We start from the raw sequence: 25,047 nt of genomic DNA on the forward strand, positions 1-25,047 counted from the left end.
AGATTCTTCACAACCCCTTTTCATACCTGGAGTGTCAGACATGAGAAATATATTAATGGTCGCTCTGTTTGCATCAGTAGTTATATCAGACAGCGTTAATGCCGATGATGGTCAGGATATTACAGTAACTCCGGCTGGCACTGTGTCTTCAGAGCAGGGTTCTCCTGATTATTTCACAGGGCATGTGATTATCGATCTACTGACGCCTTCGTCGTTAAAAACTCCTGCGTCATCGGGTCTGGTGACATTCGCGCCGGGAGCCAGAACAGCATGGCATATTCATCCGGCAGGTCAGATGCTTATTGTCAGGTCGGGTAAAGGCTGGATTCAGAAAGAAGGTCAGGCAAAAAGGATTATTAACCCCGGTGATGTCGTCTGGATCCCGGCAGGAGTAAAACACTGGCATGGCGCCACTGATACTACCGGAATGAGCCACATCGCGGTTACATATCTGCAGGACGGGAAAGGTGCAGACTGGCTTGAACCCGTATCTGATCAGGAGTACAGCGCAAAGTAAATTATTGCCGGCCAGTTGAGCCGGCTCTTCCTGAAAACCACCGCCCGGTAATCTTACTTTCCCTGGGGCGGTATGACCTGTGCGTGGAGTGACCCGCATTTACAGAAAGGTTCATTCACACAGTCCGGATATCAGCTGACGCCTGCTCAGCTTAGGATGCTCCGGTCAGAGCACTGTGTTTATTTATGCAAATTTCACATAACAGCATCCACTATTCAGATACTAATTTAATTATAAAAACTGCCTTATCATTAACTCTCTTGAGTTCTGTCTGCGGTAACCCATGCCGTACAAGGCTGACTCAGCCCACAACAGGGCCTGATCACGGGAATAATCAGCAACAGTATTGGTCCGGAGATTGTCCCTTAAGGCAGGGCTTATCCCTGGGCCGCTACGGAACAGACTGACCGTTAATACACCACATTGCACCTCCCTGGAAATTTAAACCAGTCCCGTCACATCTGATGACCGGACCTTCACCTGCGTAAGAAAAAATGACAAACAGAGACAATACGGACAAAAGCCTGTCAGTTGCCAGGCATCATTCAGATTCTGTCGCCCGGGCGAACTGGAGTGGCGTGTTCGCCATCACGCTCTGCGCCTTTGTACTTGTTGCATCAGAATTTATGCCAGTGAGCCTGCTTACGCCTATGGCCAGTGCCCTGTCCGTCACTGAAGGTATGATTGGACAGGGAATTGCAGTATCTGGTGTGCTGGCTGTACTCACCAGTTTAAGCATGCCTGCATTCGCAGGACGGCGGGATCGAAAATCTATCCTGCTGGGTCTAACTGTCCTGATGGGTATTTCGGGCCTCGTTATCGGTACGGCCTCCAGCTATGTTGTCTACATGCTGGGGAGAGCGCTAATTGGCATTGCCGTAGGGGGGTTCTGGTCTCTGTCAGTCGCAACAGCAATGCGACTGGTAAAAGCATCTCAGATCCCGCGGGCAATGGCTATTTTTAACAGCGGTAGTGCACTGGCTACTGTGGTTGCCGCGCCGGTGGGAGCATGGCTTGGATCCACTATTGGATGGCGGGGCGCATTTTTTTGTCTGGTTCCGATTGCCGTCGGTGCGTTCCTCTGGCAATGGTTTTCATTGCCAGTAATGAAAGCTTCGTCAGAAAGCCATCAGTCCGGGAATGTTTTTGATGTCCTGAAAAACAAACGGGTAGCCTGGGGAATGGCCGGCTGCGGCGCGTTCTTCATGGGGCAGTTTGCCCTTTTCACTTATATTCGCCCTTTTCTTGAAGCCATTACAGAGGTTCATGATAGCTCCCTTTCACTGATCCTGCTGATGATGGGGTTGACTGGCCTGCTGGGGACCAGTCTGATAGGCCGGTTCCTGACGACAGGACTGTACAGGATACTGACAACAATACCCTTGATGATGGCTGCCATTGCGGTGATGCTGATCCTTTTCGGTGACAGGACCGTTCTGGTCGTTGGTTTACTTGCGTTCTGGGGACTCATCGCGACAGCGGCTCCGGTGGGATGGTGGACATGGCTTGCCAGAATTCCTCATAACGCCGAGGCTGGCGGAGGACTGATGGTGGCCATTGTGCAGGCGTCAATTGGTCTCGGGTCGACTGTCGGAGGCATACTTTATGACACAGCAGGTTACGAGGGGGCTTTTCTGGCCAGCGCCATGGTGCTTTTACTGGGCGGGATTGTGGCGGGAGTGACATCAACATTTGAAGGCAAAAGATAGTACCAGTCCGGGTGGGATCCCGTCGAAAATAACCTCAGCGATTTACAGTCCTGAAAAGCCCTTTCAGATAAAGCCGCGACATCAACTCCCCTTTCTTTGCTGACTGAGGAAAATATAAGGCTGGTATCAGAACCTTTATGCTGTACCACCTGCTCTTACAGGCCGTTATACTCTGTAAAAAAGGAGGCTGACGTGAAACTGAAAATGCAGGATCTGAGACTGTTTAATCTCGTTTTTGAAAGCGATCCGGGCTGGATACTCGATTTTTCCAACCGCACGCTGTCGGCTTTTTTTGATGAAGAGCTGAACATTGATATTGATGATGAACGTTATCAGGAAGACGGAACCTCAAAAGCCAAACGGGTCAGATGCCTGCTGAAACAGGTGGATCGCGAGACAGCCCTGCGGGTTCTTGATGCACTCTGGCGGTACAAAATGGAGAGCATGCCTGAGCAGGCCGAAAAAAGCCGCAATGACTGGCTCGCACTGATTTCACGGCTGGAAAATGCAGACGCTGATACAGCAAGAGGCGACAGGCCTGCCCAGGTATGGCACGATGTTGACTGGCCATCACTGGTAGCCGAAATGAACGCGATGAAATCCCTGCCGCCACACCCGCGGGGTTTCCGCTTTGAAGCATGGCTTGCAGAACTTTTCAGTACCTTTAAGCTTGCTCCCCGCTCGTCATTCCGGAACACGGGCGAGCAGATAGACGGCAGCTTCCGGCTGAATGATGACTTTTACCTGATGGAAGCGAAGTGGCATCAGAACAGAACGCCGGCGGCAGATTTGCACGTATTTGAAGGAAAACTCAGTACCAAGGCAAAATGGGCCAGGGGCGTGTTCATCAGCTGGATGGGGTTTACTGATGAAGGTCTGACAGCCTTCGGGAAAGGAAAACGGGTGATCTGTATCAGTGGTTATGATCTGTACCATTCCCTCAGTCACGGTATCGCTCTGCCCGACCTGCTTGAAGCCAAGCTCAGGCATGCGGCTGAAACGGGGGAACCTTATGCTGAGTTTGACAGACTCTACACCCTCAGAGACAGAATACCCGGCACGCTGAAATAACCTGCCGGGTGGTTCAGGAAATTATCCTGAAGAGAGCGGCTTACTTCACCCAGTCTTCCAGCTCCAGGCCCGGCACCCGCTCAAACTCCCGCACATTATTCGTCACCAGCACGGCGCCGGCGGCGATGGCGTGCCCGGCAATCGCCGTGTCGTTCGGGCCGATCGACGTCCCGGCCATGCGCAGCGCGACCTTAATCTCCGTGGTCGCATCCACCGCGGCGCGGTCCCAGGGCAGGATGGCATCGAGGCGGGTGCAGAAGGCGTCAACCAGCTGCACGTGTCGGGGGGAGGCCTTCGGTCCGGTGGCGCCGAAGCGCATCTCGGAGTAGGTGATGGCCGAGACCACGATGCGGTGACCGCGCAGCACCGCCTGCTCCAGGCGTTTCAGCACGGCTTCCGGCTGCTCGCGCATGATGAACGAGCAAATGTTGGTGTCGAGCATATAGATCCTGTTCACAGGTTAACCCGTCCTTCGTCGCTGACAACATCCTCGCGCTCTGCCATAAAGTCCGGGTCGGCTTTTTCGAGCTGCGCGAACGAACCCCAGGTCGGCCGGACGGGACGCAGGATGATGCTGTCCCCTTCCCGGATGATTTCCAGCTCGCTCACCCCCTCAAAATCCATATCGCGGGGCAGGCGGATGGCGCGGTTGTTGCCGTTTTTAAAAATGGATACGGTTCTCATGATTCTCTCCCGGGTAAAAGTGGATCTGTGGTGCATATCCGGAATGGGGTGCATTGCACCGGGTGTGTGCATATGTTGAGTATAGGCAGATGTCATGCATATGTATAGGGGCTATATATGCAGATGGTCAGGATATGCGTATGCATTGCCTATGCAGATGCCGGGCATATGGATATGTTCAGCCTATACGGGCTTCTCACTTTTTCCGCGGAGATCCGAAAAATACCAGTTCCGGATCTTCTTCAGCCCCACCGGCGCGCTGCGGCGCAAAAACACAACATGTGCCACTTCGTCAGCTGCCATTTTTTCTATATGTTGTGTTTCGCCCCCTCCCCCGCGACCGTCCGCTCAGCACCTAAAAACGCCGATTTGCTTATTCTCTGACCGTGTTACACTTCCGGAAATAGTGATATAGCGGAAAGTCGGATCACCACAAAAGAGGCTCCCGGTAATTTACCAGCGTGTCTATATGTCTGCTTATTATAAGCATAAAATAATGATGCCCGGTTAAAATACCGCGAAATGACTGTCAGGTACGTGACTAGGTAATGATGTATGCTTGGTAAAATTGTCTTGCTAATTTTTCAGTTGAGGAAATTACATGTTTACTGCATTTAACAACAGAAATGATTTCAGTTATGCCTTTGAAAAAATCCGCAACGCGATTTCTACACCCGGTAAAATAATGGTTATGCAGCCATAAACCTCGGTCTGGGTATTCTGGAGCGTAAGTATGACCAGTTCCGCAAAGAACTGAACGTGGCCGGAGAACTGGGAGACTGGGAATACGATCTTGATACCTACAATTACTGCATTACGCTACTGCAACGTTATTTCTCCGGCAACAAAGTAACATCAGGAATGAAAAATTCATTTGAGTTTGATAAGGGAACGCTTATCACCACCGCAGCAGAACAGGATATCGGTCTGTGCTCGCAGACCCGGTATGAGCTGAGTGCCATCGGCACCAAAATGGAGTATCTGCTCGCAAAGTATTTGCCTGACAATAGTGACATAACTTGATGCCAGCACTGCCAGCCCAGATCGGAGCCTTTTCCTCTGCTCAGTTGCCGATGGCCATCGACTAACTACCCGGCTGCGCTGGCACTTCGCCAGCTGGCCCTCGCGCATGATGATCTGCCAAAATACCTGCTGGCGCCGGAGGTGAGTGCCCTGATCAACTATATTCCCGACCTGTACCGCAAGACCCTGGCCGCCACCCTGTGGAATTCCGGCTCACGTGTCAACGAAGCAGTGGCTCTGGGCCGGACAGATTTTTTGCTGCAGCCGTCCTACCCGTTCGAGAAGCTGACCACGCTCAAACAACGGTCTGAAAAAGCCGCCAGAACGGCGGGGCGTGCGCCTTCCGGAAGTCAGGTTCACCGTCTCGTACCGCTTTCTGATCCGCGGTATGTCAGCCAGCTGGAGATGATGGTGGCCACGCTGAAGATACCACTGGAACGAAAAAACAAGATAACAGGCAGAATGGAAAAGGTCCGCATCTGGAATATTACCGATCGTACCGTACGCATTGGCTCAGCAAAGCCGTGGAAGCCGCAGCGGCCGACGGAGTCACTTTCTCAGTACCGGTTAAGGACAAGCTGAGGCTGCCTGGCTCAATTCCACGCCTGTTGTATGTAGAAACAGGCGTAGAGCTATTTTTTAAATGTTAAAGGCCCGAGAGCGGTTAACCCCCGGGCCTTACTTACGTTTCCATCACACTCAGAAGAATGCTCGGATCAGTTCCAGAAAGACGACTAGCGCCTTCAGAACGATGATTGCTTTATCAATAAAAGCGCCCATCCGTTTCCCCATAAAATGGAGGAAATCCCCGCGGCTTACTCTTACATTGCCTGTCACAACGGGTATCTCACTGTTAGGTGAAGAGTGACTTCCTCCTGCCAGAGCATCAAGACAGCACCACCTGTTGCTTGACCAGGACTTTAATGTGTCCATACCCGCTGACGCTGGGTTTTAAAGGCAGGAATGCCACAAATCATGACTAACTTACTGATTATAAGGTTATCACCTATAAAAACCAAATTGCATCTTTGAACATCGTATTGCATAAATACAACTCAGGTTATATCATCAGGATGTTAGGTGAAGAGTGACTTCCTCCGGTCAGAGTCACCAACTCAAAACCGGAAATGTATTAAAACCCGATCTCACCAGTCGGGTTTTTTTACGCCCTACCCTGTTCTGTAGCATCATTTCGGCATACCCTGTTGTCATATGGAAATCAGGCTTGCTGTAGAATAATTCTCTATATCCAAACTGACCCTTGCGCAACACTTTATCTTATGCCAGAGGTTCTGCAGTTTCGCAGAAACTGCGAACGTGCTCATTCCCACTCCAGTAAAACTTGGTCCGATGGACATACGGGCGACCGGTTCGACGGTCTAATGCCATCGATTTGATAACAGCACTTTCGCCATTATCGTCATCCAATCCTAAATAGTTACTTTCCGCAACGACATCCAACGGTACCTGGCAACCAGAACTTTCAGTGCGAAATATTACTACCAACCTACCGTAGTCTTTGTGCTTTCCTAATTTTGAAATTTTTTCAAAGAAAAGTTCGACTTTTGCTTTTGGGACCGGCATGTTCTCCATCTCAAGCTTTTCCCATTGCTCCCAGGTCTTTCTTGTAACATGAACGTATTGACCTGCTTCAGTCGTTGATAACCCAAGCACCATACGTGCATTGTAAAGTGGCCTTGGAGCATCTATCTGAAATAACATATACACCTCCTTTTACCGTGAGGAGTAAAACTTACCATCATGGTAGCTTTGGTGTCAATGTGGTATTTGTTGGGTTGTAGGCGCTAAAACATCAAAGGCCGATTATCACCGAAGCCATGTGCCATGCCGCTGCGGGAGTTCGCCGCGTTCTGGCTACCGTTGCCCATAGCGTGTTCATTGCATCTGTTGCTGCCGCCTTTACGTGATGGCGCAGAGAATAGGGATGCCATCGGAACGGATACCTGAGTCTGCGGGTTCATCCTGGCCAGACGTGGTTACCGGTGAAGCACTGTACTCCGTTACATCTGCGGTTTACTGTACCTGATAGGTAACACCTATCCACCCCTTCGCCCTGCTAAGCTATAACCCGCAGTCAGGCGTCACCGAATTTGATTTGCGCGGTCGGAGTGGCCACGACAAGGCACAGCCGCAGTCGGGGTGTATCTCCGCGTTAGCGTCCCTTCAGGGCGCTTACGAGCGTGTAATCTGATGCTGCAGCGGCACAACTCACAGCGACGCCGATTTATAGTTACAACATCCATTATTAAAAGCGGTGTTGTTCCGGGCCTACGGCCCGGGCGGCGCGGCTTTTCAGTGGTGGGTGCCGGTTCAGGTGTTACAGCTGTGCGCAGGACTAAATTGTGGTTTGAGAGGGGCTTTGAGTTTCAGTTACTGCTGAGAGGCTTCAGGTGGTGAACGTAGATAGTGCTTTAGGATGTTGTAACTACATTTACTCCCGGAACTACCTATGAACAGGTAATCTTTTTAAAAGAATGCAGTTACAGGTAGTTTAAAAGAATACTTGCAGCCTGGGTGAGCTGCGGTTAGCAGCTAATTTGTAAGGTCTCTTGCAGTTAAGTGTGGAGAAGAAATTCTCGATGTGGTTTGCATGAAAACGACCTCTTTTTTGAGGCCGTGATAACTCATTTGGATTGCATACCTACAATATTTTCGTTGATGCGATTTTGAATATAACTGATTGTATCTTCAGTGACTTTTTCGGGAAGTAAATCACGGCATTTCGCGGAAAATGTGGTGGCCACAGATGAAATCCGCTCAATTAGCTCGGCTATCTGAGTAACCTCAAGCTCAGCCTCGTGGGTTCCAAGGGCAATCAGATGCTTGCGTTCTATGTCTAGCGCTTCCCCCATAACATCCATCTGATGATACCCGCCAGGACCATCGCAGAAAGTAATGTCAAAGGCCGGTGCAAGCGACCAGTTCCCCTCCTGAGACATCAGATAGGCAAAGTTTTTGGGATGATCATCCCGGTTATTAAAGATGACATTAAACACTACACGCTCGAATGCTCGTTTTTTTTCCCTGATATCATTCGTGCATAGCTGAGTCGCTCTAATGAAGTTTGCATAGTCCATGGAGCCCGGGATCTGATAATTTGCACCGGTAAAGGCTGCGAGGCTTTGCATCGGTACTTTCATTTCTCTTTCTCTGTCGAATCGCCGGCTTGCAAAAGCCGCTTGTCCACCTGGTAATTCAAAATACCTGGTTTCTGGCGTTTCAATCCCACATTCTCGCAGGCACTGAGAGTAGACCATTTCCACAGCGCAAACTTCGGGATGCTCCTGCCTGGCAGGAAACTTAATCAGCCATGGCTCAAGTTTCTGTGAAGGTATCGTTGTAAACTCATCCGTCACAGAGTTGCGATACAGCAGAGCTTTTGGGCGCGCTCCCTGTGGTGAGCCCCCCATAAGTAAGAGCCGGTTGAGAAACTCCCCTCCCTCACCTTTCAGTACTTCCTGAACCTCCGCAGCTAACTGGCTAACCGGGATATCTTCCTGAACAGATGTAACATCTGGTGATACCGGCCTATAAGACATAGCCCCCATAGCATTACTGCCGATATAGGTGAGTCGTTCAAGGGGGCCGATTCTTGCAATGTTAAGTCCGCGTTTACGAAACAATCTGTCCATGAGCAGCATCCCCCACCCATCTGGCAGGGAGTCGTAAACCGGCCCAGGAAGCCCTAACTGATGAAGAGGGAAATTACTTCGGAGTTTCGGGCCAGCCAGCGGTAGCGTATAGCTTGCAAGTTCCAGCCCTTTTTTTTGTGCTTCTGGACTATATTCGAAAACGATTACCGGTCGCCCTGTCAACGCCGTCGTCGTAGCTAACGTTCCCCAACGCCAATGCTCTCCCCAGCCATCATAAAAAACATCAACACTAATCATTTTTTATACTCTTATTTCTGATGCGCTTCCGGGTCAACGTGGACTCATATCGGCGGAGATCGTCCAGACTTTCAAGCTTTGGTTTGAACAGTGATTCCAGCTCATCAGTCCGGCCAAGGATCATTGCTACACGGATAATATTCTCAAAACTGGTATTTTTACCTGATTCCAGGTTGGATAGTGTATTCACACCAATACCAGCCCGCTTTGCCAGCTCGGACTGAGTCATCTGCTGGTTGATCCTTTCTTTACGCAACCGGTCACACAGAAGCGAGGCTATTTCATCTGGCTTGGTCAAAGATAAATCCAACATATTGTGTTTTATCTCTCATTATTCAACTTAAGACACATTATACTGGAATTATACTACAAACATTCACCTTCATCGATGGATTACCAGACTCCGGCTAAATTTGCAACGGAATGGCGAAGCAAAACAGGAAGAAAACAAACTAAATTAATAAGTTAATAGCGTATCTTATCCTGAGGGAAAATCATTTTGGATACACTCAGATGCACCTTGAATCGCCACAGATGATCTAGAGACTTCTGAACTGTTGCGGGGGCAGTCCAGTCCTGCATAACGCAGGATATTATTGTTTATGACAAAATTGATGTGATAAAAAAGCCGCCCCGAAGGGACGGCTCTGGGTTACTTGGTCTGAGTAATTACGCTGATCTGAAAGGTATTACCGGAGATGTTAATCCCGGGGCCCTCAGAAACAACGAACGACTTCAGAACAACGAGCAACACCACCATTGAGATGGAATGCTTCATTTCTTCGCTCCTTTGTTGGAGCTATGTGGCGCTGCTTAATTTGAGTTTCCCGCTTTGCCAACGACAAGTAGCGTCAACTCACGAGTCTTCATAGCGGGTTTTACGGGATCGCCGGCAAGCCCAACCAGGGGTTCCTAATCCCTGACCATTGACCGTGTATAGAGAGCACATCTAAGCGATAACGTCTCGCTTTCAGCAGGGGTAAAAGACTCCTTCTAACAAGAATCTTTTCCACAAGCTATAGATAGTTGTCGCAGCCAGCTGGTATCTTCAACCTATCTATCGAGACCAAAACGGTCTCAAAGTTGCTCCTCAATACGTCCGCCCAAACTCGGAAATTGACGAACCGAGAATATAAAAAAAGGGTATGTGTAACAAGGCATAGATGAGAATAATCTGCATACAACCACAGTTATATTGATAAATGGCGATTGTTCGTACACAATGAGGGTGTCAACTTACGAGTCTTTATGGCTTGACCGCGCTGCTCCTAACAGCTCGGGGAGGAAACCGCCAACCTACGGCGGTTTCTTTTTGTCTCACTCCTGTCTATCTGCGCAACGCATCATAAACAGCATATTCATCCTCAGTAAGCTTGAGGTGCTGCTTTAGACAGCAAGGATTTCCTTGTACGCTTTGCTGTCGGGCTTAGCATTACACCTCATGGATTGTTCAATAATGAGTACAACGTATCGGGAGTTACCCTTGCGTGTAATAAGTTACAGCGAACCCGAAAAAATTTATCAGCAACTATCCTTCAAACGACAGAGGATCGTGCGCCGGTGATCATCACACTCCAGGATGGTGAATCTTGCATTCTGAAGTCTTTGGATGACAACAGTGCTCTCGAGGAAACCGCATACCTGATGCGCTCACCAGCGAATGCCAAACGCCTGATGAATTCTATCGAGAGCCTAAAAGCTACTGGTGGGAAAAAATGGAATATCATTGAGTGAAGATTAGATGGTCTGAAAAGAAGTGGGATGAAAGCTATCAAGCGTCATCGCCCTCGCTGGCACTCTTTGATGTCGAATTAACGGCATGATTTGGCCAAATGTTGACATCTGAACATTACAATCCACCACACTCATCTTAGCAAAGCAGGCCAGTTCCCCCTGTCCGCGAAAGGATCATTCTCTCCTTTACCCGCCTTTTTATCTCATTACCAACCGCCAGTAAGTTGCCTGGATACTTCCCGGTGGCAATCTCCCGAGTCAGTTCTTTTCTGACAAGCGCGGAGATTTCGTGATAGCTCAAGCCAGCTTCTCTTCTCGCTCTGGCCCGTTTCTCCCCATGTGCTTTACGCATGAGTCTGTAGGCTTTAAAGCGTTCCCTGAATGCGTTCCAGGCCAGAGAAACCAGCTTATCCAATGATAGGCGTTGCTTACCTTTTTTCGCTCGCTCCAGGTTTTTATATTCAGCCCGACTTTTCCTGGCGGCTGACACAGCCTCTTCAGAGACGTCTATTGACTCAAAAAATAGTCCTGTAAAAGTGATGTTAGTTGGTAAATAACATCCCAGTTCCGGATCAAACTCTGTCTGGTATGTAATGATGCCCAGCTCCTCAGCAAGATACTGAAGCGCCCTCGTTGCCCTGCTAATAGATAGTTTTCCGCTCTTTGTTTCCGTCGCAAGGCCACATTCGCTTGCCAGCGTGGTCATCGTTGCATTCACCCTGTTGGCAAGAGGATCGTAATGGAAGCAAATTCCCTGAATGAGTGCATCTATTGCCCGACACCGAAGTACAGGTGGCCGACGCTGCCTTGCTCCTTTCGCGCGTGACAACGTGACCAGAAGTGTGAAGTTCCAGGATTGGGTAAAATCTGTGGCTTTTTGCATGAGCATTTTATTGAAAGGTAATGTTCTCTTTGGTCGCTCAGTTCCTTTCTGACAAGGGATGGTGAAAACCGGGAAAGGATTTTTTACCTGGACATATTGGGATGTTGTCGTACTCCGGAGTGTCATTTGACCTCCGGATTCAAGCAGGTGCGATCGATAGAAGCATAAAAACCTTGTGAAGTATAAGGCATAACGCTAACATTTCCATGTTGTGTGTTTATTGAACGCATGCGCCTAAACCCCGTTTTTCTTCCCGGACAGGATAGTGATAAACGGGGTTTTCCTTTTGTTTGAAACGAGACTAAAGGTTGGCGAAATAATGCTTACCGGGGAGTAATACTGGGGCATGTCTGCACATGCTGAACTATTTCAGATAACCTCTTTTAATAAGATGATTTCCAGTCTGTACCGGTATCCCAGCGTGACTGCCAGTGTTTAAGGTAGGTTTGGGCCAGCTCCGGAATGCCATGAATGACCAGCACGTTTTCTGAGTTTTTGCGGGCACCTGCCCTTGTGTAATTAAACGAGCCTGTTTGCAACGTACTTGCGTCTACAACCATCACCTTGTCATGCATGATGGCGAAATTATTGTTCGTTCGAAGCGGTATGCCTGCATTTACAAGCAGGTTTATCGCTGACCGACTGGGCTGATTTCTGTTAGCTTTTTCATCAAGGATAATCCTGACCGTAACGCCGCGTTTATGCGCCCTTACAAGTGCTTTCGTTATTTCAGGAGACGTATAGCTGTATCCCATCAGGGAGATACTGTGCTGTGCACGCTCGATAGTCTGTATTACGAGGATTAAAGCGCTGCCTTCAGGTGAAAAACCGGCCTGAATTGTAGGTGCAGCAATGACGGGATGAACTTGCATACTCAGGCACAGTAGTCCATGCATCAATAGCTTTTGCAATAAGCTCATGCGATCAATCTCGATATTGTTTGGGGTGAAACATAAAGAAAGACTGTAAAAAGTTACGGTCTTAACGCTAAGTACCAGGATGAACTGAACTGGGAAATTGATGGCGACAGGAGAATCTACTCTTCGAACGTTTTCTCGAGACTGTGCTCTCGTTCAGGAACCCACTCCCGCTCCTGCTGTAGCAGCCGATGTGTCACGTCACGCATCTCTTTACCGTCCAGTTCAGTGGCCACCTGCTCAATGGCCATTTGCGCTTTCTGGTCGATAATATCCACACGAACATCAGGCGTCTGCTTTTCTTCGGGGAGGATATATACCGGGTCTGACTCCTGTATGGGTCCGAAGATTTCTTCCGGTTGAGGTTCTGCTGCAGCCTGAAGGGCTGACAGTTCCGGATCGGTATTAGCCGTCGTTTCTTTTTCAGGAAGTAGCGGTAACGGTTCGTCTTCTTTAACAGCTGCGGCCGCAGTATCACCATCCAGTTCACTTTCCGGGAAATTACCGCCCGTCAGACGCCCCGGATTCAGCAGCATGTCATCACTGCTGAGGCGGATAACCACCCCGCTCTCCGGATTATTGCGCGCCAGCTGCAGCGCCTGAGCAAAATCATCCGCCATCAGCGTTTCACCGTTCTGGCTGGACTGCAGCCCGGCAAACCTCGCATCTTCCGCACCCAGCAGACGCTGTTCGTCACCGAGCGTCAGATGCCGCCCCTCTTCACCCAGCCGGATCTCTGTCATCAGTACACCGCGTTCTTTCCCGTATTGGTTCCAGACCGGGAGCGCCATGTACGGGGCCGGATACTTTTTCCCGGGACCGATAAAGCTGGCCATGGTGTTACCGGCCAGCTGCACGGTGTTGAGTACCTGACGACCCAGGCCGGTTTTCTCAAGCCCGACCGCCATATCGAGCAGCCAGCTGGCAGTTTTTGCCTGCGTATCGCCCTGCTGATGCAGCATGTCATGGGCAGACAGGCGCTGTTCCGCCCGTTCAATCTGCTTCACCCAGGCAGCCGTATCGTCCGTATAGGTCTGCATATGTTGTACGGCGCGAGACAATGTCACGTACCAGGACTCTTGCGAAGCCAGCATTTTGCGCCCCCCTTCCGTACCCGCCAGACCAATAACCAGCTTCGCGCTCGCCCCCTGAGCACCGTTGACCGTCACCGCATAGGCAAGGTCAACGTGGCGGTCGGCATCTTCCGCATCCGGGAAAAGCACCTTTTCCTCTTCATTGCGTCCGAATTTTACCCCGCCGTTCTCAGTGAAACCGATCACCTGCCAGACATCGTTGGCCACATAGCCGCGTTCAGTATCCGTGCGGTTAAACAGCACCTTATCTCCCTCACTAACAGCAATCTCCCGGGTTTCATAAACAGAGATATCCTGAGCGGTGTTTTGCTGGGGGGAGATCATGACTTCCTGCCCCTCACGACCAAGGAAATGCACCACCCCGTTCTCCTTATCGACACCTGCAATGGTGTAGTACTGGTTGTTCATCATCGCGGTTTTGCCCGTATAGCGCGCGAATCCGCCAGCCGAGCGCAGGGTATTATCGGGCACGCGCACCGGTGACAGAACGGACAGACGGCGTTCCTCTTTACCCACATCACCGTCTTCCAGTCGCGCCTGGTGAATGCCTTCATTGATGGCCCGACGGTCAGCGTTCAACTGGGCCACGACCAGCGTCTGCTCCTGCGCCTCGCGGGTGCGCCCTCGCCAGTCCTGAACAATGGCGTCAATCACCGTAGCGGGTCGGCCGGCATCAGCAACCACAGCCACGGCAGAGTCATTCTTACCGTCACCGCTACCGGGCTTCCCGGTTTTAAACTCCATCACCGATGATTCAGGCACCCAGGCATCGGCCTTACGCGGCACCAGTGCCGGCGCTAAGGCCTCCACACGCTCCAGTGATTCCGCCACCCTGCCCGCAATCACGCTCTCGACCGCCGGTCGCAGCTCTGGGGTCTGACGCACAATCTCCTGCATGATGGCCACGTCGGCGGCGCTGCGCTGCTGCATCAGGCGGAACGGGGTACCCGCAGCAATCGGCTGCAGCTGGGCTTCATCGCCGCTTGATACCATGCGTCCGCGCCCTGCGGCCACAATCTGGTGCAGTTCGGCCATATCGCGGTTGCCAATCATGGAGCTTTCATCGGTGAGGAAGAGGGTGTTGCTGAAGTCGGGCTTTTCGTCATTGAGCAGCGCCTGGCGGTTTTCGCTGAGGAAGCTGGCCAGCGTTTGTGCCGGCACCCCGGCTCCCTTCATCTCATTGACGGCGCGGTGGGTTGGTCCCAGGCCAATAACCCGCGGGCGTTCATCTTCCGGCAGCATCCTGATGGCCCTCATGACGGCGCAGTACTGAGTGGTTTTCCCGACGCCCGCATAGCCCTGCACACCCAGGAAGCGGTCGGTGCTTTCCAGTATCAGCTTCGTGGCCGCCGTCTGCCCCTGCGTCAGGCCGTTAAGTACAGCTTCAGGTACTTCAGCCATCAGCGGTGCAACGGCCTCTTTGCCTTCCGCAATGGTGCGGATGATGGTTTTCTCCATCTCATACGCGGCGCGAGGAACCAGCAAGTCAGTCCCCGCCCCGGACACCACCGGCAGATGCACGAGCGTGCCGTTGTCCGTCTGGCGCTCTATTTCCGCGCTGACATCAGCAAAGGGTACGCCGGAGGCGAGTGCATGGGACAGCAGGCTGACGCGCGACAGTTGGATTTTGCCGTTCTGCGACAGTGGCACGGCCAGGCTTACAGCCTGCTCTGCAGGTGACATCAGCTGCTCGCGGCGCGCCCCTATCGCCCCGGACAAATCCGCGGCATCGGTAGAATCCATCACCCGCTCGCTGGCCAGACGCACGACGGGGCTTGCCAGCACACGCTTTTCCGCCTGAACCTGCTCAAGCGGAGTGAAGACGCGAATATCACTCCCGCTGCGCGACAGGCGGGTCAGTGCGTCCGCCGTCAGCCCCTTCCCGGGCAGCAGGGCCAGCACCTGACGGTCTGCGCTGACGCTGCTGCCCACGCTTTCGACATAATTGTGTGAGAGCTTAAGCGCGCGGGAAGTATCCAGCGCCACGCTGCGCTCTCCGGCCTGCAGGATGAGCTTACCGTCCCCGGTGGACTGCACGGTGTAGCGTTCACCCGCTTTAATATCGCCTCTGGCATCGCGCCCCAGCGCACGCAGTTCGTCCCCCAGCGCCACGTCGAGGGTTTTCGCGCGGAACAGGCTCCAGCTGCCGTCCAGTTTGGTGACTTTTTGCACCAGACGTTCACCGGCCTCGTTGACCAGCACCAGAGAGTTAGTTTTGTCCGCCACGCGGTCAATGCTGTAGCGCACCATTTCTCGCTTCTCGCTGTTCCACTGCTCCATCACCATGCCCGGGCGATAGTTATCACGCTGCTTACGCGACCTGGTGTCCAGCCACACTGGCTCAATAACGTTAATCGTCGTATCACGCGCACCAATCTCCCCGGCTTCGCGGCGGGTTTCACGGATTGCCTCCGTCAGCGCCAGTTGCTCGCGCGGCCCGTCCACCTGGGCGACCACGTCCTGACCTGATGCCACGGCGCTGACATACTGCTTCGCCACGTCAGCAAAGCGGGTGCGCTTGTCGGGCTCGCTGACCAGCGTCACCTCCGGCTGCCTGCCGCCGTAGAAACGGTACTGCGCTACGTCCGCCTCTTTCAGCACCGAGAGCGCATTACCTGTTCCCGCCCGGTTCTGGGTGTCCATAAACACCACCTGCGCGTTCGCAGCCTGCCCCTTCTCCAGCACGAGGAGGGTTTCCTTCAGGGTCAGCTTCTCCGCCTGGTCCACAATCAGCGTGCTGTGCGCCGGAAATACCGTTTCGGCGCTGAGGCCGGTGCGGTGCATCATGCACCCCTCAAGCAGAGCATCCTGCTCCAGAAATGCCGCGCTTCGGCGATCGGAAACCAGCACCACCGCTTCGCGCCCCTGCTCCCGGGCCATCTGCGTTACATCAAGGATACGCTCGCGCTGGACCTGCGCCCCACCCTTGCCGGACATCACCGCAAGCGCGCTGCGATCCTGGGCCAAAACGGACACCGCATCACCGGCAACATCAGTGCGCGACACCGAACGGTCCGCAAAGACTTCAGTGCGCTGCTCGCGCACCATCGTCTTCACCAGCTGCTGCACGCTGAGTTCGTTGAGGAGATGGATATCGGAGGTGAAGATGCCTTTCTCACGGTCGAGCGGAATTAGCCGCTGCTGTTCAATGGCCTGGTCTATACCAGCTCGTGCCTGTTCAAAGACACCGGATACTGCAGGCAGGCGGTTTACGGTCGCGGACAGAAGCTCGGACATCGTGAACTGGACCTTTTTGTCCGATAGCGCCGAAACGGCCTCACTCACAGCCAGCGCCACATCGGAACCGCGTGAAAGGGCATTCACAGCGACTCCCCCCATAGTCTCCCGCTGAGTGGCTTTCGCCACATAATCCTTCATGTCGAAATCCCGCTTAGCGAGCCGGTTTTCCCAGCTTCTGACCAGCAGGTCTGCGTCTGCCCAGCTTTTCGGTTTGCGCGTATCGAGGGCCGCCATATCCAGGGATTTTGCGGAGGCATCCGGCCCCGCAGCTTCACGGATGGCGGTACTTCTGGAGGAGAATTCATCGGTGGGAACATCTCTTAAGTCCCATAAGCCATGGGGACCAACGTCTTCTGTCTTATAGCCAATACCGGACACTTCACCGCGCAGTACGGTACGGTAGATATTTCCGATGGCAATTTTATTGCCATAGACTGCCTCACTGAAGCCGGTTTTCATCTTCGGGTCACTGGCCAGTGAACGCCACTTACCCTCCGCAAAGGTGGCGTTGAGCACCAGTGCGTGCGTGTGGATCTGAGGCTCGAGATCGCGCGACGTATCATGATTAAACAGCGCGGCTACCATCGTTCCTGTCGATACCGTTTCTGTTTTACCGTTATCCGTTATACGTGCCGTCACCAGGCTTTCCACTTCACGCATGGTAATTTCCACTGCGCGGTTGTGCGCTTCCAGCAGTCTCTTATCCCCACCAATAAGAATGGCCATTGAAACTCCCTTCGGAGCCGAGAACGTCAGATCGTAGCCAGCACGGTGCATATTCCTGTCGCCGGACATCCGGGACAGATCTGAACCATCGGGCAGCTTGCCGGCCATAACGGCATCCAGCGTCGGGGAATCAACCCTGCCATTCAGGCCAAGCTTCTCAACCCCTTTACCCACCCAGCGATCGTCAAGAGAACCACTAACGTAGTAGTTATCTTCCTTACTGTAATAACCAGCATCCCCCTTAATCGGTGAAACTGACAGCATCAGATATTCTCCCATTCCATATCGCCGTGCTCACGAGGGTGATTGATATTCACCTCCTCACGGCGGACCTGTTCCTGCGTGTGTCCGGTCTGCTGCGTCCACGCCTCGTATGCAGCAAAGTCGATGATTTCTCCGTCCTCAGTCATGCCGGCAGGCAGCTCGTGTTCATGCTGCAGCTCCGGCTGCATACCGCCCCCGGCACTGCCCGCAACAGCGGAAGCGGTAACAGACGATGCGTCAGACTGATTCACCGGTGCAGCGGCGGGCGGAGAGACTGGTGCCTGTACGGATGAGGCGGGCTGAGAGGTTTCACTTACGACGGTCCGAGACTGCGCATCCGGACTGAACAGGGCATCCATCTGACGGCGATATGCATCATCACGGGCCTCCAGCTCACTCTCGATGTCCTGGTCGAGGCTGGTCCTGAGGTCGCGCATCAGCAGCGGTTCGGCCCTCTTCGGCATCCCCTGATATTTCATATTCAGGCGCACTACCGGATAGTCCCCCGGGAGGGTGACAAAACACTCCAGATCATTCAGGGACTGGACGTCGGAATAACTGACGATATTGATACGCTCTTCGTCCTTGCCGAAAGAGATACCGTCACGCACCTGCTCATGGCCAAAACTGGTCTGCTCGCTGAAGGTCTTGCGGCGGGTTTCACCGATATCCTCTTCAACAAACTTCGCCACCTTCGCAGACGGCGAACGGAAGAAGAACTTGGTGTTCAGCAGATCAAACATCCCTTCGGCCGCTTTTGGACCGTAGGTTTCTTCCAGCAGCGCGTAGGACTGAAAGCCCAGCACGAAACAGCCGCCGAACTTACGGGCTTCCGCGATGATGCGCGGTAGCGTCGGGAGTTTGTGCAGTGACGGGAGTTCGTCGTAGAAGAACCAGACGCGACGCTCACGGTTTTCCCCCATCGCCAGCAGGCTGGTTGCCGCGATGCTGAGCCACATGGAGATAAGCGGCTTCAGGGATTCGTGGTGCTCTTCGTCGGAGGTAATAAACAACCAGCCGTTCTGGGTCCTATCCGCCTGCCCTTTCATCCAGTCGCGGATGGTAAACTTTTCACGACCCGGCTTATCGATGCCCTGGAGATAGCGCAGGGACTTCACGTAGTTGGTCAGCACGCTTCGGATCGAGATGGCGGTCTTCTCGATTTTGCCGTCAACCAGCGTGGAAGCTGGCGTTCCGGCGAGAAACGATCGCAACTGATCGAGCTTGATGGCCAGCATTGTTCGCAGGAAGGAATTGTAGGAGCGGTCTTTATCATGCCGCATACGCTCGGCACCTTCCGCGAAGATAGTGCGGGCACTACCCTGCCAGAACGGGTCTTCACCTGAGCTGGAGGGAATAAGCGTTGAGCTGACGTTCTCTAGTTCAGGCAGAGTGCGGCATTCTTCCCACATATCCCAGTTGGGGCAGCGCTCATCGAGCGCATTAAGTACCTTATCGCGGCTCTCGTCGTAGAAATCTTCGATAAAGGTGCAACCTTTGTCATAGATGATAACCAGATCGCCGCGTTCACGTAGCCTGCGCAGGATTTTACGCATCAGCGTCGACTTACCGGAGCCGACCGTCCCGTGCATGGCGAAGTTCTGGATCTCCGCATCCTTCTTCAGCGCCAGCGCATCGATCCGAATATCGGAGGCTTCACCGCGTTTTTTCATCAACCGGGTCACTTCTTTCGGGTCGTCATTCAGAATACGTCCACCGATAACTTCGTCCTCGCTTTGTTTGCGCCCGGTCTGGCCCAGATACCAGTAAGTCGCAAAGGTCATGAAAAAAGCGACGAACAGCGTGGCGCAGCCGGCAATCGCCAGTTCCTGCCTGAGCAACTGGCCGCAATATGTGGTGTAAGCATCTGACAGCACCTGGTCAGGGGTATAGCGAAACGAGTCCTCGTAATAACGGATGGTGAAGACTTCTTTCGTGGCGGAGTTTTTCATAAACGGCGCAATCATCTTCGCGGCATAATAGATAATGCCGTTCATCAGGTTTTGCAGCGAAATACGGATAAAGAGTATAGCCATCATCAGTAGGACGCTGAATACAATGACGTAATACGAGATGATATTATTTATCTGCAGGAACATTTTCAGGCGCATAAACGACACCTGTCCACCCTGCGTTAAATCGCGTGGATTAAAGCTCATAATAGACCTGAGTAAAATAAGATTAAGAATTAACAAGCAGAGGAACAGGGCTATATTGCATAGCCCTGTTTAAATCGAATCAACCAACCTTACGGATTGTTGTGGTAATCAAAATCACTGAACTGATTTGTGTGAAAAGAGTCATCATTGAACACTGGCTCACCAAAACCGTATACATTTCCGCCGACATCAATTGCATCGTTAGCCATTGGAAGACCTGATGCAGGGTTTACACCTGGAGAGCTGTCTAAAGCACTGGTTGTATGGTAATCACTTTGAGGCCAGTAAATCTCATTATTCATCAGGTCATAGTCAGAATCTGCATAGGCTGCAGTTATCTGACCGTTCTCACCGTTCATAACTGAGCTCGCAGCAAGACCTGTCACCGATCCTGCACTCTGCCATTTTGTTTTGTCTGTAAACGACATGACAAACGGTATCGCCATTAGTGCATCTAGGCATGTAACATAAAAAAGAAGAAGAGTAATAGAGTTAGACACACCTGAAGTTGTAGTTGAAACTACAACCCCGACAGCTATTGCCAGACAATATACAGTAATAAGCAAAAATAAGCCGCTACGACTAATTACCCGGAGGCTTTTTTCTTTGCTCCAGCATTTTAATTTTATGGCAAGTATAAGTGATGCGACCTGGAGTAGAAACAGAGGAAACATAAAGAAGTCGCGCACATTCACATATACAGTTGTTGCAAAAACGAATGAAACCAAAAGACTAACAGTGCGAAACTTTAATAAACTATGATTGGTCACAACCATTATCTATCATCCTTTTTTAATAACGTTGCAGAATCCCTCACAGAAGTATCGGATATCAAAGAGTCAGTATTAATTAACTTTTGATTTTCGATTTCATTCTTCATTCCTTGCTCCTGCGTTTCCTTCGCGCTCTCATGATTAGCTTTCAGGCTAGCACGATTTTCTTCAATATTTCCTTTACCCGCATCAATAATTGAACCGCTTTGAGATATTTTTTTCTCAACGTCATTCAACTGATTATTTACACGCTCCTGAGAGTCTTTTCTGATACTGGCCGCATCAGCCTTGTCGTAAATAACATCGCTATTATTGTCGAAAGTTTCCTGAACGGTCGGATTATTACCGGATGTAACGCCAGGCATATTTTGGCCTATCGATGCTTTATTTGAGCGATACTGCTGTTCCAGTTTCGGTAATACACGCTCTTTCATGAACTCATGGACAAGTTGTTCACGCTCTGCGGCAATCTCCGGTGAACCGGTATCGCTGAGCACGGCCTGCGCCCTGCCCGGTGCTTTCTGGCCGACATAGCTCGCAAACATCTGATCATAGTTCTGATCGAACTGAGCACGGTTATCATGCGCATAGGTCGCCATTTCGCTGTATTCATGGGCGCGCGTTTCGCTGATTTGCCAGGACTCAAACTCCTTGCTGGTATCGTTGAGGGTCGCGCCAAACTGTTCGCTGAGGTTATTTATTCCTGTGTCGTTATGCGAAGCTGATAGTTTGGATGCACTAGATTCCACCAGGTCGCGGGACTGGCGGAAATCTTCAACCATCTGCGCGTTCTTGTCATGACTGTTGTCATTACGTTGAGAGTTAGACTGATTGGTGCCGTGTGAAGACTGCGATGCGCCGGTGAATTCTGTTCCGGCATGCACTTCACCGCCAAGGCCGGTAACAGATTTAAGCAGTTTTGGTGCGCCAAAGGACGCTTTTGCCCCGGCATTAACTGCACCGCGACTGGATTTGTCCATCAGCTCGTTGTAGGCCGCCGACTTGCTGAGGTTGTTGGCTTCAGCATAGCGATCGACGATCGACATCATCTTGCTCGCACCGCGGGTAATATTGGCCGTCTGTCCTGAATCGCCACTGCTCACCATGGAGTCCGTGTGACCATGCTGCGACACAAACTGCTGCAGCTGGCTCCAGCTGGTTTCTTTGCCCTTCTGGTAGCCTGCCTGATGCTGTGCCGACTGCGCATACTGCTCGCGAGCGCTGGCATTCCAGCCCGCTACGGTCGACTCGGCCCCGGCGATATGCACCGCCAGTTTTGACATCCCCTCGCTGGTATTCATCACGGTACCGCCATCCCTAGTTCTGGTGAGTACCGCACCGTTATCCAGCTGCTCACTGATGTGGCCATCGCGGCGGCTGTAGTTGGTATCCCACTTGTGTCCCTGCACGTTGTCGGTCTGCATATTGTTGAACGCGTAAGTGCCGTCAACCGTCTGCGAGGACGACTGTGTGGCGGCACCCTGCAGCGTCTGGCCCAGGTAGTTGCCCGCCTGCGACATCACCTGCCCAAGCCCTTTCACCATCCCCCAGGCAATGAACGGGATGGAGATAGCCAGCCACCCCGCCGTGGTGCCGATATCGGAGTAGGTATTCTGCACCTGGTCCATGGTCGAGAGCACCACCGGCGTACCGCCCAGCTTGTCCTTCAGGTAGAAGTTCATGGCGTGGTTGAGAATGGCAAACAGAATGGGCCACATCTGCAGGTAGGCAATGGTGTAGATATAACCCCGGAGCACCTGCCAGGAAAGAGAGCTGACCACCATCAGCACAACCAGTACCGGAAACAGCGCAATGGTCATCCCCAGCAGCACCGTGTGCATGATGGGCAGCGTGTGGGTGGCGATACTGGCGCTCGTTGACTGCGACATGCGCATTTTGGCGAGCGACATCTCGCTGGAGATATTGAGCATCCCCGCCGTGTTGCCGCTGTCCACCGCGTAGCTGTTCAGCCCGTGGCGGATGCCGTTCATCACCACGTTCCGGCGGATAATCTCCGTCGCGCTAGTTGAGGTGTTATGGAACCAGTTGTAGCTGTCACTCAGCATTTCGGTAAAAATCGCGGTGTTGCCAGTATTTCCACCGAACACCTGTCGGGTAAACCCGTGCAGCCAGGATGAGGCCTGCTTCATAAACGAGCCAGTATCCCTGCCGTTCAGATCGCCGCTGCTATTCTTCAGCCAGGCCGCTGCGGTTTCGCAGGTCATGAAGTTACGATCGTTATCATAAAGACCGCGCAGCGGGCTCGGCTGACTGAAGATAAGCGCGTACGGGTCATTTGCACGCATCAGGTCGCCCATCGTGTACTTGCGGTTAAGCTGGATATCGGACACCACGCAGTTTTTCACATAGTCCGTGAAGATGCGCTGTGCCTCCGGCTCGGTGAACATGAAGTTAGTGCTGCCCACGGCCAATGCGGCGCCGAACATCATTCCGGTTTTTGAGTAGGTCAGGGAGTCCGGGCGCGCAAAGATGGTGTCATACACCTGCGCCATTCCGGCCCCGACGCGGGTCAGCAGACTTGCCGGTACGGCAATGCCCGCGGGAACATTATCAATCTGGTAAATCGCGGCAGGCTCTGACAGGTCGATGACCTGCACATCCTTCTTGATCCCGACCAGAACCGACAAGACCGCAACGTAGACCGCCGCCCACTTAGCCAGCTCCATCAGATCCTTGCTTTTGACGTAGGCCAGCGCCGCCACCAGAACGGAAATGGCCGTCGCCATCCCCACCAGATAGTCTGACGCGGAACTGTTGAAGAACATGGCCACGCCGTTAAAAACGTCCTGGAACCAGCCGCCGCCAGCGATGGTGTACACCTCAATAACATTAGCCATCAGTTAACTCTCCCAAACTGATAGTTGCCCATATACCGGTCGGTCATCTGGGAAGACACCTGCTGGCGCAGGAACTGGATTTGGTTCTGGGCGCTGATAAGCGCGCTCTCTTTCACCTGCACATCCATACGCAGCGTGTTCAATGCGTTGTTGGCTTCATGCAGACTATTACGCAGCAGCTTCATGCTTTCGCCAGGGTAGTCTTTCCCGGCCAGCTGCGCGTTAACCTGCTTGAGAATGCCGTCCATGTACTGCAGGTAGATATCGCAGGCGATGTAGTCAGCTAGCTGATCGAAAAGGCTACGCGTCACAGAGAGAGAAGACTGGTCAATAATCCAGGTCAGGATCGGGATAGATGTACTGTTGATGAACTTCCTCTCCGCATCCGTCAGAGCCGTGTCAGTGATGGCCTTATCCTGGATGTCCTCCAGGGTCTTACGGGTCATGCTGATAAGCGAACTGGATTCACCTATCGTGAGCTTATTGATGGACGGTGCCAGGCATTTATTCGCGTTATCACAGACGTACACACTGGCAGTTCCACCGTTCATCATGGCATTAAGCACCGCCTTATCGTTTGAAATCAGACTCGGCAACACGCGCATGGTCCCGTTATTATCAAATGTCACAGTACCGCTGACGCTCATGGCAAACTGGCGTAATTCCTGGCTGTTGCTGAGCGCACTGTTTTCCATTGCAGTCCACATCAGGTTGATGTTTTTCAGTACATGATCGGCATCGCTGCCTTTTGCTTTATCCGTGACCTTGTCATAACCACCACCCGTCGTGCAGCCCTGGCGCGATGCTGCCCAGTCCGAGAAGATGTTGTTCTGACCAGCGACGGACTGGCACACCGCCTGCTGCGACTCGCTCCACATAGCCGCCATGCCCCCGACAATGCCCTGCGCTGCCTGACAGCTGGACATATTGAACTGGTTCATGTCTGAGGCCAGCTTCTGCACGTAGTCTTTAGCGGCCGCAAGCTCGGGTACCGTAGTCTTGAGAGCAATCTCGAACATGTAACCTGGCGAGTTGGCCATGATTTGCTTCATAAAGGCGATGAACTGGTCGGCATTGATGAATGACAGCGCCCCCAGATACACGTCGATGCCGCCGCAGCCGGATGAGATGCTCGGCAGGCTGATGGACATCATCTGGATATTCTTCACCCCGGTGCGGCTGTAGAACGAGCCGCCCGTCATGTAGCGCGCGGCCTGCCCCTGCCAGGACTTCGCTGACGTTGCGTTAGAGGAGTAGGTCATGTCGTTGAAGAATTTCTTCATGTCGTTTTCTACGCTTGCCTGCGCCACTGTGGCGCTGAGCAGCATCCCGGGCAGCGCGCTGAGGATATACCGTCTTTTCATCGCCTATTACCCCCGGTTTTTGCCGACTGGTTCTTCTTGTCGAGCGCGATACGGAGCACTTCATCGAAGCGAGTTGCAAAGGTCATCTCGTCCGCGTACTGCTGAAGCAGTGGCCAGGTT

General features: G+C 52.4%; 16 protein-coding genes and 3 pseudogenes. 6 read left to right on the top strand and 13 right to left on the bottom strand.

The window, feature by feature from the left end:
• The first annotated feature begins 40 nt into the window (after positions 1–40).
• The 3 genes from ACMGGQ_RS23755 to ACMGGQ_RS23765 all read left to right on the top strand — a co-directional run bounded on the left by ACMGGQ_RS23755 (position 41) and on the right by ACMGGQ_RS23765 (position 3,297).
• Positions 41–517: a cupin domain-containing protein gene (locus tag ACMGGQ_RS23755; protein ID WP_410029379.1), complete on the top strand. Its 477-nt coding sequence runs from the start codon at positions 41–43 to the stop codon at positions 515–517.
• A gap of 494 nt (positions 518–1,011) precedes the next feature.
• A complete protein-coding gene (locus ACMGGQ_RS23760; RefSeq protein WP_410029380.1) occupies positions 1,012–2,226 on the top strand; it encodes an MFS transporter in 1,215 nt (404 codons plus the stop codon).
• A 192-nt stretch (positions 2,227–2,418) separates the two neighbouring features.
• Positions 2,419–3,297 carry a restriction endonuclease gene (locus ACMGGQ_RS23765; protein WP_420290675.1) on the top strand — a complete coding sequence of 293 codons (879 nt, stop codon included), beginning with the start codon at positions 2,419–2,421 and terminating at the stop codon, positions 3,295–3,297.
• A gap of 40 nt (positions 3,298–3,337) precedes the next feature.
• Here the strand turns inward: ACMGGQ_RS23765 and ACMGGQ_RS23770 are convergent, their stop codons facing one another.
• Both ACMGGQ_RS23770 and vapB read right to left on the bottom strand, forming a co-directional pair.
• The gene (locus tag ACMGGQ_RS23770; protein WP_410029382.1) at positions 3,338–3,754 is read right to left on the bottom strand and encodes a type II toxin-antitoxin system VapC family toxin; all 417 of its coding nucleotides are present in this window, start codon (positions 3,752–3,754) and stop codon (positions 3,338–3,340) included.
• Positions 3,751–3,981, bottom strand: coding sequence for a type II toxin-antitoxin system VapB family antitoxin (gene vapB / locus ACMGGQ_RS23775; protein WP_047732352.1), 231 nt, complete (start codon positions 3,979–3,981; stop codon positions 3,751–3,753). Before vapB ends, ACMGGQ_RS23770 begins: the two co-directional genes overlap by 4 nt.
• 601 nt (positions 3,982–4,582) lie before the next feature.
• Between vapB and ACMGGQ_RS23780 the strand changes: the two are divergent.
• Positions 4,583–4,827: pseudogene (locus tag ACMGGQ_RS23780) on the top strand (hypothetical protein); the annotation flags it as partial.
• Between the two features lie 213 nt (positions 4,828–5,040).
• Positions 5,041–5,573, top strand: a pseudogene (locus tag ACMGGQ_RS23785) (phage integrase family protein); the annotation flags it as partial.
• Positions 5,574–5,703: 130 nt separating this feature from the next.
• Here the strand turns inward: ACMGGQ_RS23785 and dinQ are convergent.
• The 4 genes from dinQ to ACMGGQ_RS23805 all read right to left on the bottom strand — a co-directional run bounded on the left by dinQ (position 5,704) and on the right by ACMGGQ_RS23805 (position 9,225).
• Positions 5,704–5,937 carry a damage-inducible type I toxin DinQ gene (gene dinQ / locus ACMGGQ_RS23790; RefSeq protein WP_420290676.1) on the bottom strand — a complete coding sequence of 78 codons (234 nt, stop codon included), beginning with the start codon at positions 5,935–5,937 and terminating at the stop codon, positions 5,704–5,706.
• Positions 5,938–6,282: 345 nt separating this feature from the next.
• Entirely contained in the window at positions 6,283–6,726 is a 444-nt protein-coding gene (locus ACMGGQ_RS23795) for a hypothetical protein (RefSeq protein WP_420290677.1), read from the bottom strand.
• Between the two features lie 923 nt (positions 6,727–7,649).
• On the bottom strand, positions 7,650–8,915 hold the full coding sequence (locus ACMGGQ_RS23800; RefSeq protein ID WP_420290678.1) for a type II toxin-antitoxin system HipA family toxin: 1,266 nt from the start codon (positions 8,913–8,915) through the stop codon (positions 7,650–7,652).
• Positions 8,908–9,225: a helix-turn-helix domain-containing protein gene (locus tag ACMGGQ_RS23805; RefSeq protein WP_420290689.1), complete on the bottom strand. Its 318-nt coding sequence runs from the start codon at positions 9,223–9,225 to the stop codon at positions 8,908–8,910. The genes ACMGGQ_RS23800 and ACMGGQ_RS23805 overlap by 8 nt, the downstream gene beginning before the upstream one ends.
• A 1,173-nt stretch (positions 9,226–10,398) precedes the next feature.
• On the opposite strand from ACMGGQ_RS23805, the pseudogene yefM reads away from it, so the two are divergent.
• A pseudogene (yefM, locus tag ACMGGQ_RS23810) lies at positions 10,399–10,649 on the top strand (YoeB-YefM toxin-antitoxin system antitoxin YefM).
• A gap of 136 nt (positions 10,650–10,785) precedes the next feature.
• Here yefM and repA read toward each other — a convergent pair.
• The 7 genes from repA to traH all read right to left on the bottom strand — a co-directional run bounded on the left by repA (position 10,786) and on the right by traH (position 24,927).
• Complete coding sequence (gene repA / locus ACMGGQ_RS23815; RefSeq protein WP_420290679.1) at positions 10,786–11,658, bottom strand: plasmid replication initiator RepA; 873 nt, start codon at positions 11,656–11,658, stop codon at positions 10,786–10,788.
• A 257-nt stretch (positions 11,659–11,915) separates the two neighbouring features.
• Positions 11,916–12,452 (bottom strand): phospholipase D family protein, encoded by a 537-nt coding sequence (locus tag ACMGGQ_RS23820; protein WP_420290680.1) that lies wholly within the window; start codon positions 12,450–12,452, stop codon positions 11,916–11,918.
• Between the two features lie 116 nt (positions 12,453–12,568).
• Complete coding sequence (traI, locus tag ACMGGQ_RS23825) at positions 12,569–17,773, bottom strand: conjugative transfer relaxase/helicase TraI (RefSeq protein ID WP_420290681.1); 5,205 nt, start codon at positions 17,771–17,773, stop codon at positions 12,569–12,571.
• On the bottom strand, positions 17,773–19,932 hold the full coding sequence (traD, locus tag ACMGGQ_RS23830) for a type IV conjugative transfer system coupling protein TraD (RefSeq protein WP_420290682.1): 2,160 nt from the start codon (positions 19,930–19,932) through the stop codon (positions 17,773–17,775). The genes traI and traD overlap by 1 nt, the downstream gene beginning before the upstream one ends.
• Positions 19,933–20,021: 89 nt before the next feature.
• Positions 20,022–20,708 (bottom strand): hypothetical protein, encoded by a 687-nt coding sequence (locus tag ACMGGQ_RS23835; RefSeq protein ID WP_420290683.1) that lies wholly within the window; start codon positions 20,706–20,708, stop codon positions 20,022–20,024.
• Positions 20,708–23,563: a conjugal transfer mating-pair stabilization protein TraG gene (gene traG / locus ACMGGQ_RS23840; protein ID WP_420290684.1), complete on the bottom strand. Its 2,856-nt coding sequence runs from the start codon at positions 23,561–23,563 to the stop codon at positions 20,708–20,710. Before traG ends, ACMGGQ_RS23835 begins: the two co-directional genes overlap by 1 nt.
• Positions 23,563–24,927: a conjugal transfer pilus assembly protein TraH gene (gene traH / locus ACMGGQ_RS23845; RefSeq protein WP_420290685.1), complete on the bottom strand. Its 1,365-nt coding sequence runs from the start codon at positions 24,925–24,927 to the stop codon at positions 23,563–23,565. Before traH ends, traG begins: the two co-directional genes overlap by 1 nt.
• Positions 24,928–25,047 lie beyond the last annotated feature (120 nt).

Source organism: Enterobacter sp. BNK-13 (genome assembly GCF_048685015.1).
Lineage (GTDB): Bacteria > Pseudomonadota > Gammaproteobacteria > Enterobacterales > Enterobacteriaceae > Enterobacter > Enterobacter quasiroggenkampii.

Bases quoted from the DNA above. Each gene is read 5' to 3' on its own strand.
- dinQ (WP_420290676.1), bottom strand. From the start codon at position 5,937: ATGGACACATTAAAGTCCTGGTCAAGCAACAGGTGGTGCTGTCTTGAT.
- traD (WP_420290682.1), bottom strand. From the start codon at position 19,932: ATGAGCTTTAATCCACGCGATTTAACGCAGGGTGGACAGGTGTCGTTT.
- traI (WP_420290681.1), bottom strand. From the start codon at position 17,773: ATGCTGTCAGTTTCACCGATTAAGGGGGATGCTGGTTATTACAGTAAG.
- ACMGGQ_RS23755 (WP_410029379.1), top strand. From the start codon at position 41: ATGAGAAATATATTAATGGTCGCTCTGTTTGCATCAGTAGTTATATCA.
- ACMGGQ_RS23820 (WP_420290680.1), bottom strand. From the start codon at position 12,452: ATGAGCTTATTGCAAAAGCTATTGATGCATGGACTACTGTGCCTGAGT.
- traG (WP_420290684.1), bottom strand. From the start codon at position 23,563: ATGGCTAATGTTATTGAGGTGTACACCATCGCTGGCGGCGGCTGGTTC.
- ACMGGQ_RS23800 (WP_420290678.1), bottom strand. From the start codon at position 8,915: ATGATTAGTGTTGATGTTTTTTATGATGGCTGGGGAGAGCATTGGCGT.
- traH (WP_420290685.1), bottom strand. From the start codon at position 24,927: ATGAAAAGACGGTATATCCTCAGCGCGCTGCCCGGGATGCTGCTCAGC.
- vapB (WP_047732352.1), bottom strand. From the start codon at position 3,981: ATGAGAACCGTATCCATTTTTAAAAACGGCAACAACCGCGCCATCCGC.
- repA (WP_420290679.1), bottom strand. From the start codon at position 11,658: ATGACACTCCGGAGTACGACAACATCCCAATATGTCCAGGTAAAAAAT.
- ACMGGQ_RS23760 (WP_410029380.1), top strand. From the start codon at position 1,012: ATGACAAACAGAGACAATACGGACAAAAGCCTGTCAGTTGCCAGGCAT.
- ACMGGQ_RS23795 (WP_420290677.1), bottom strand. From the start codon at position 6,726: ATGTTATTTCAGATAGATGCTCCAAGGCCACTTTACAATGCACGTATG.
- ACMGGQ_RS23835 (WP_420290683.1), bottom strand. From the start codon at position 20,708: ATGGTTGTGACCAATCATAGTTTATTAAAGTTTCGCACTGTTAGTCTT.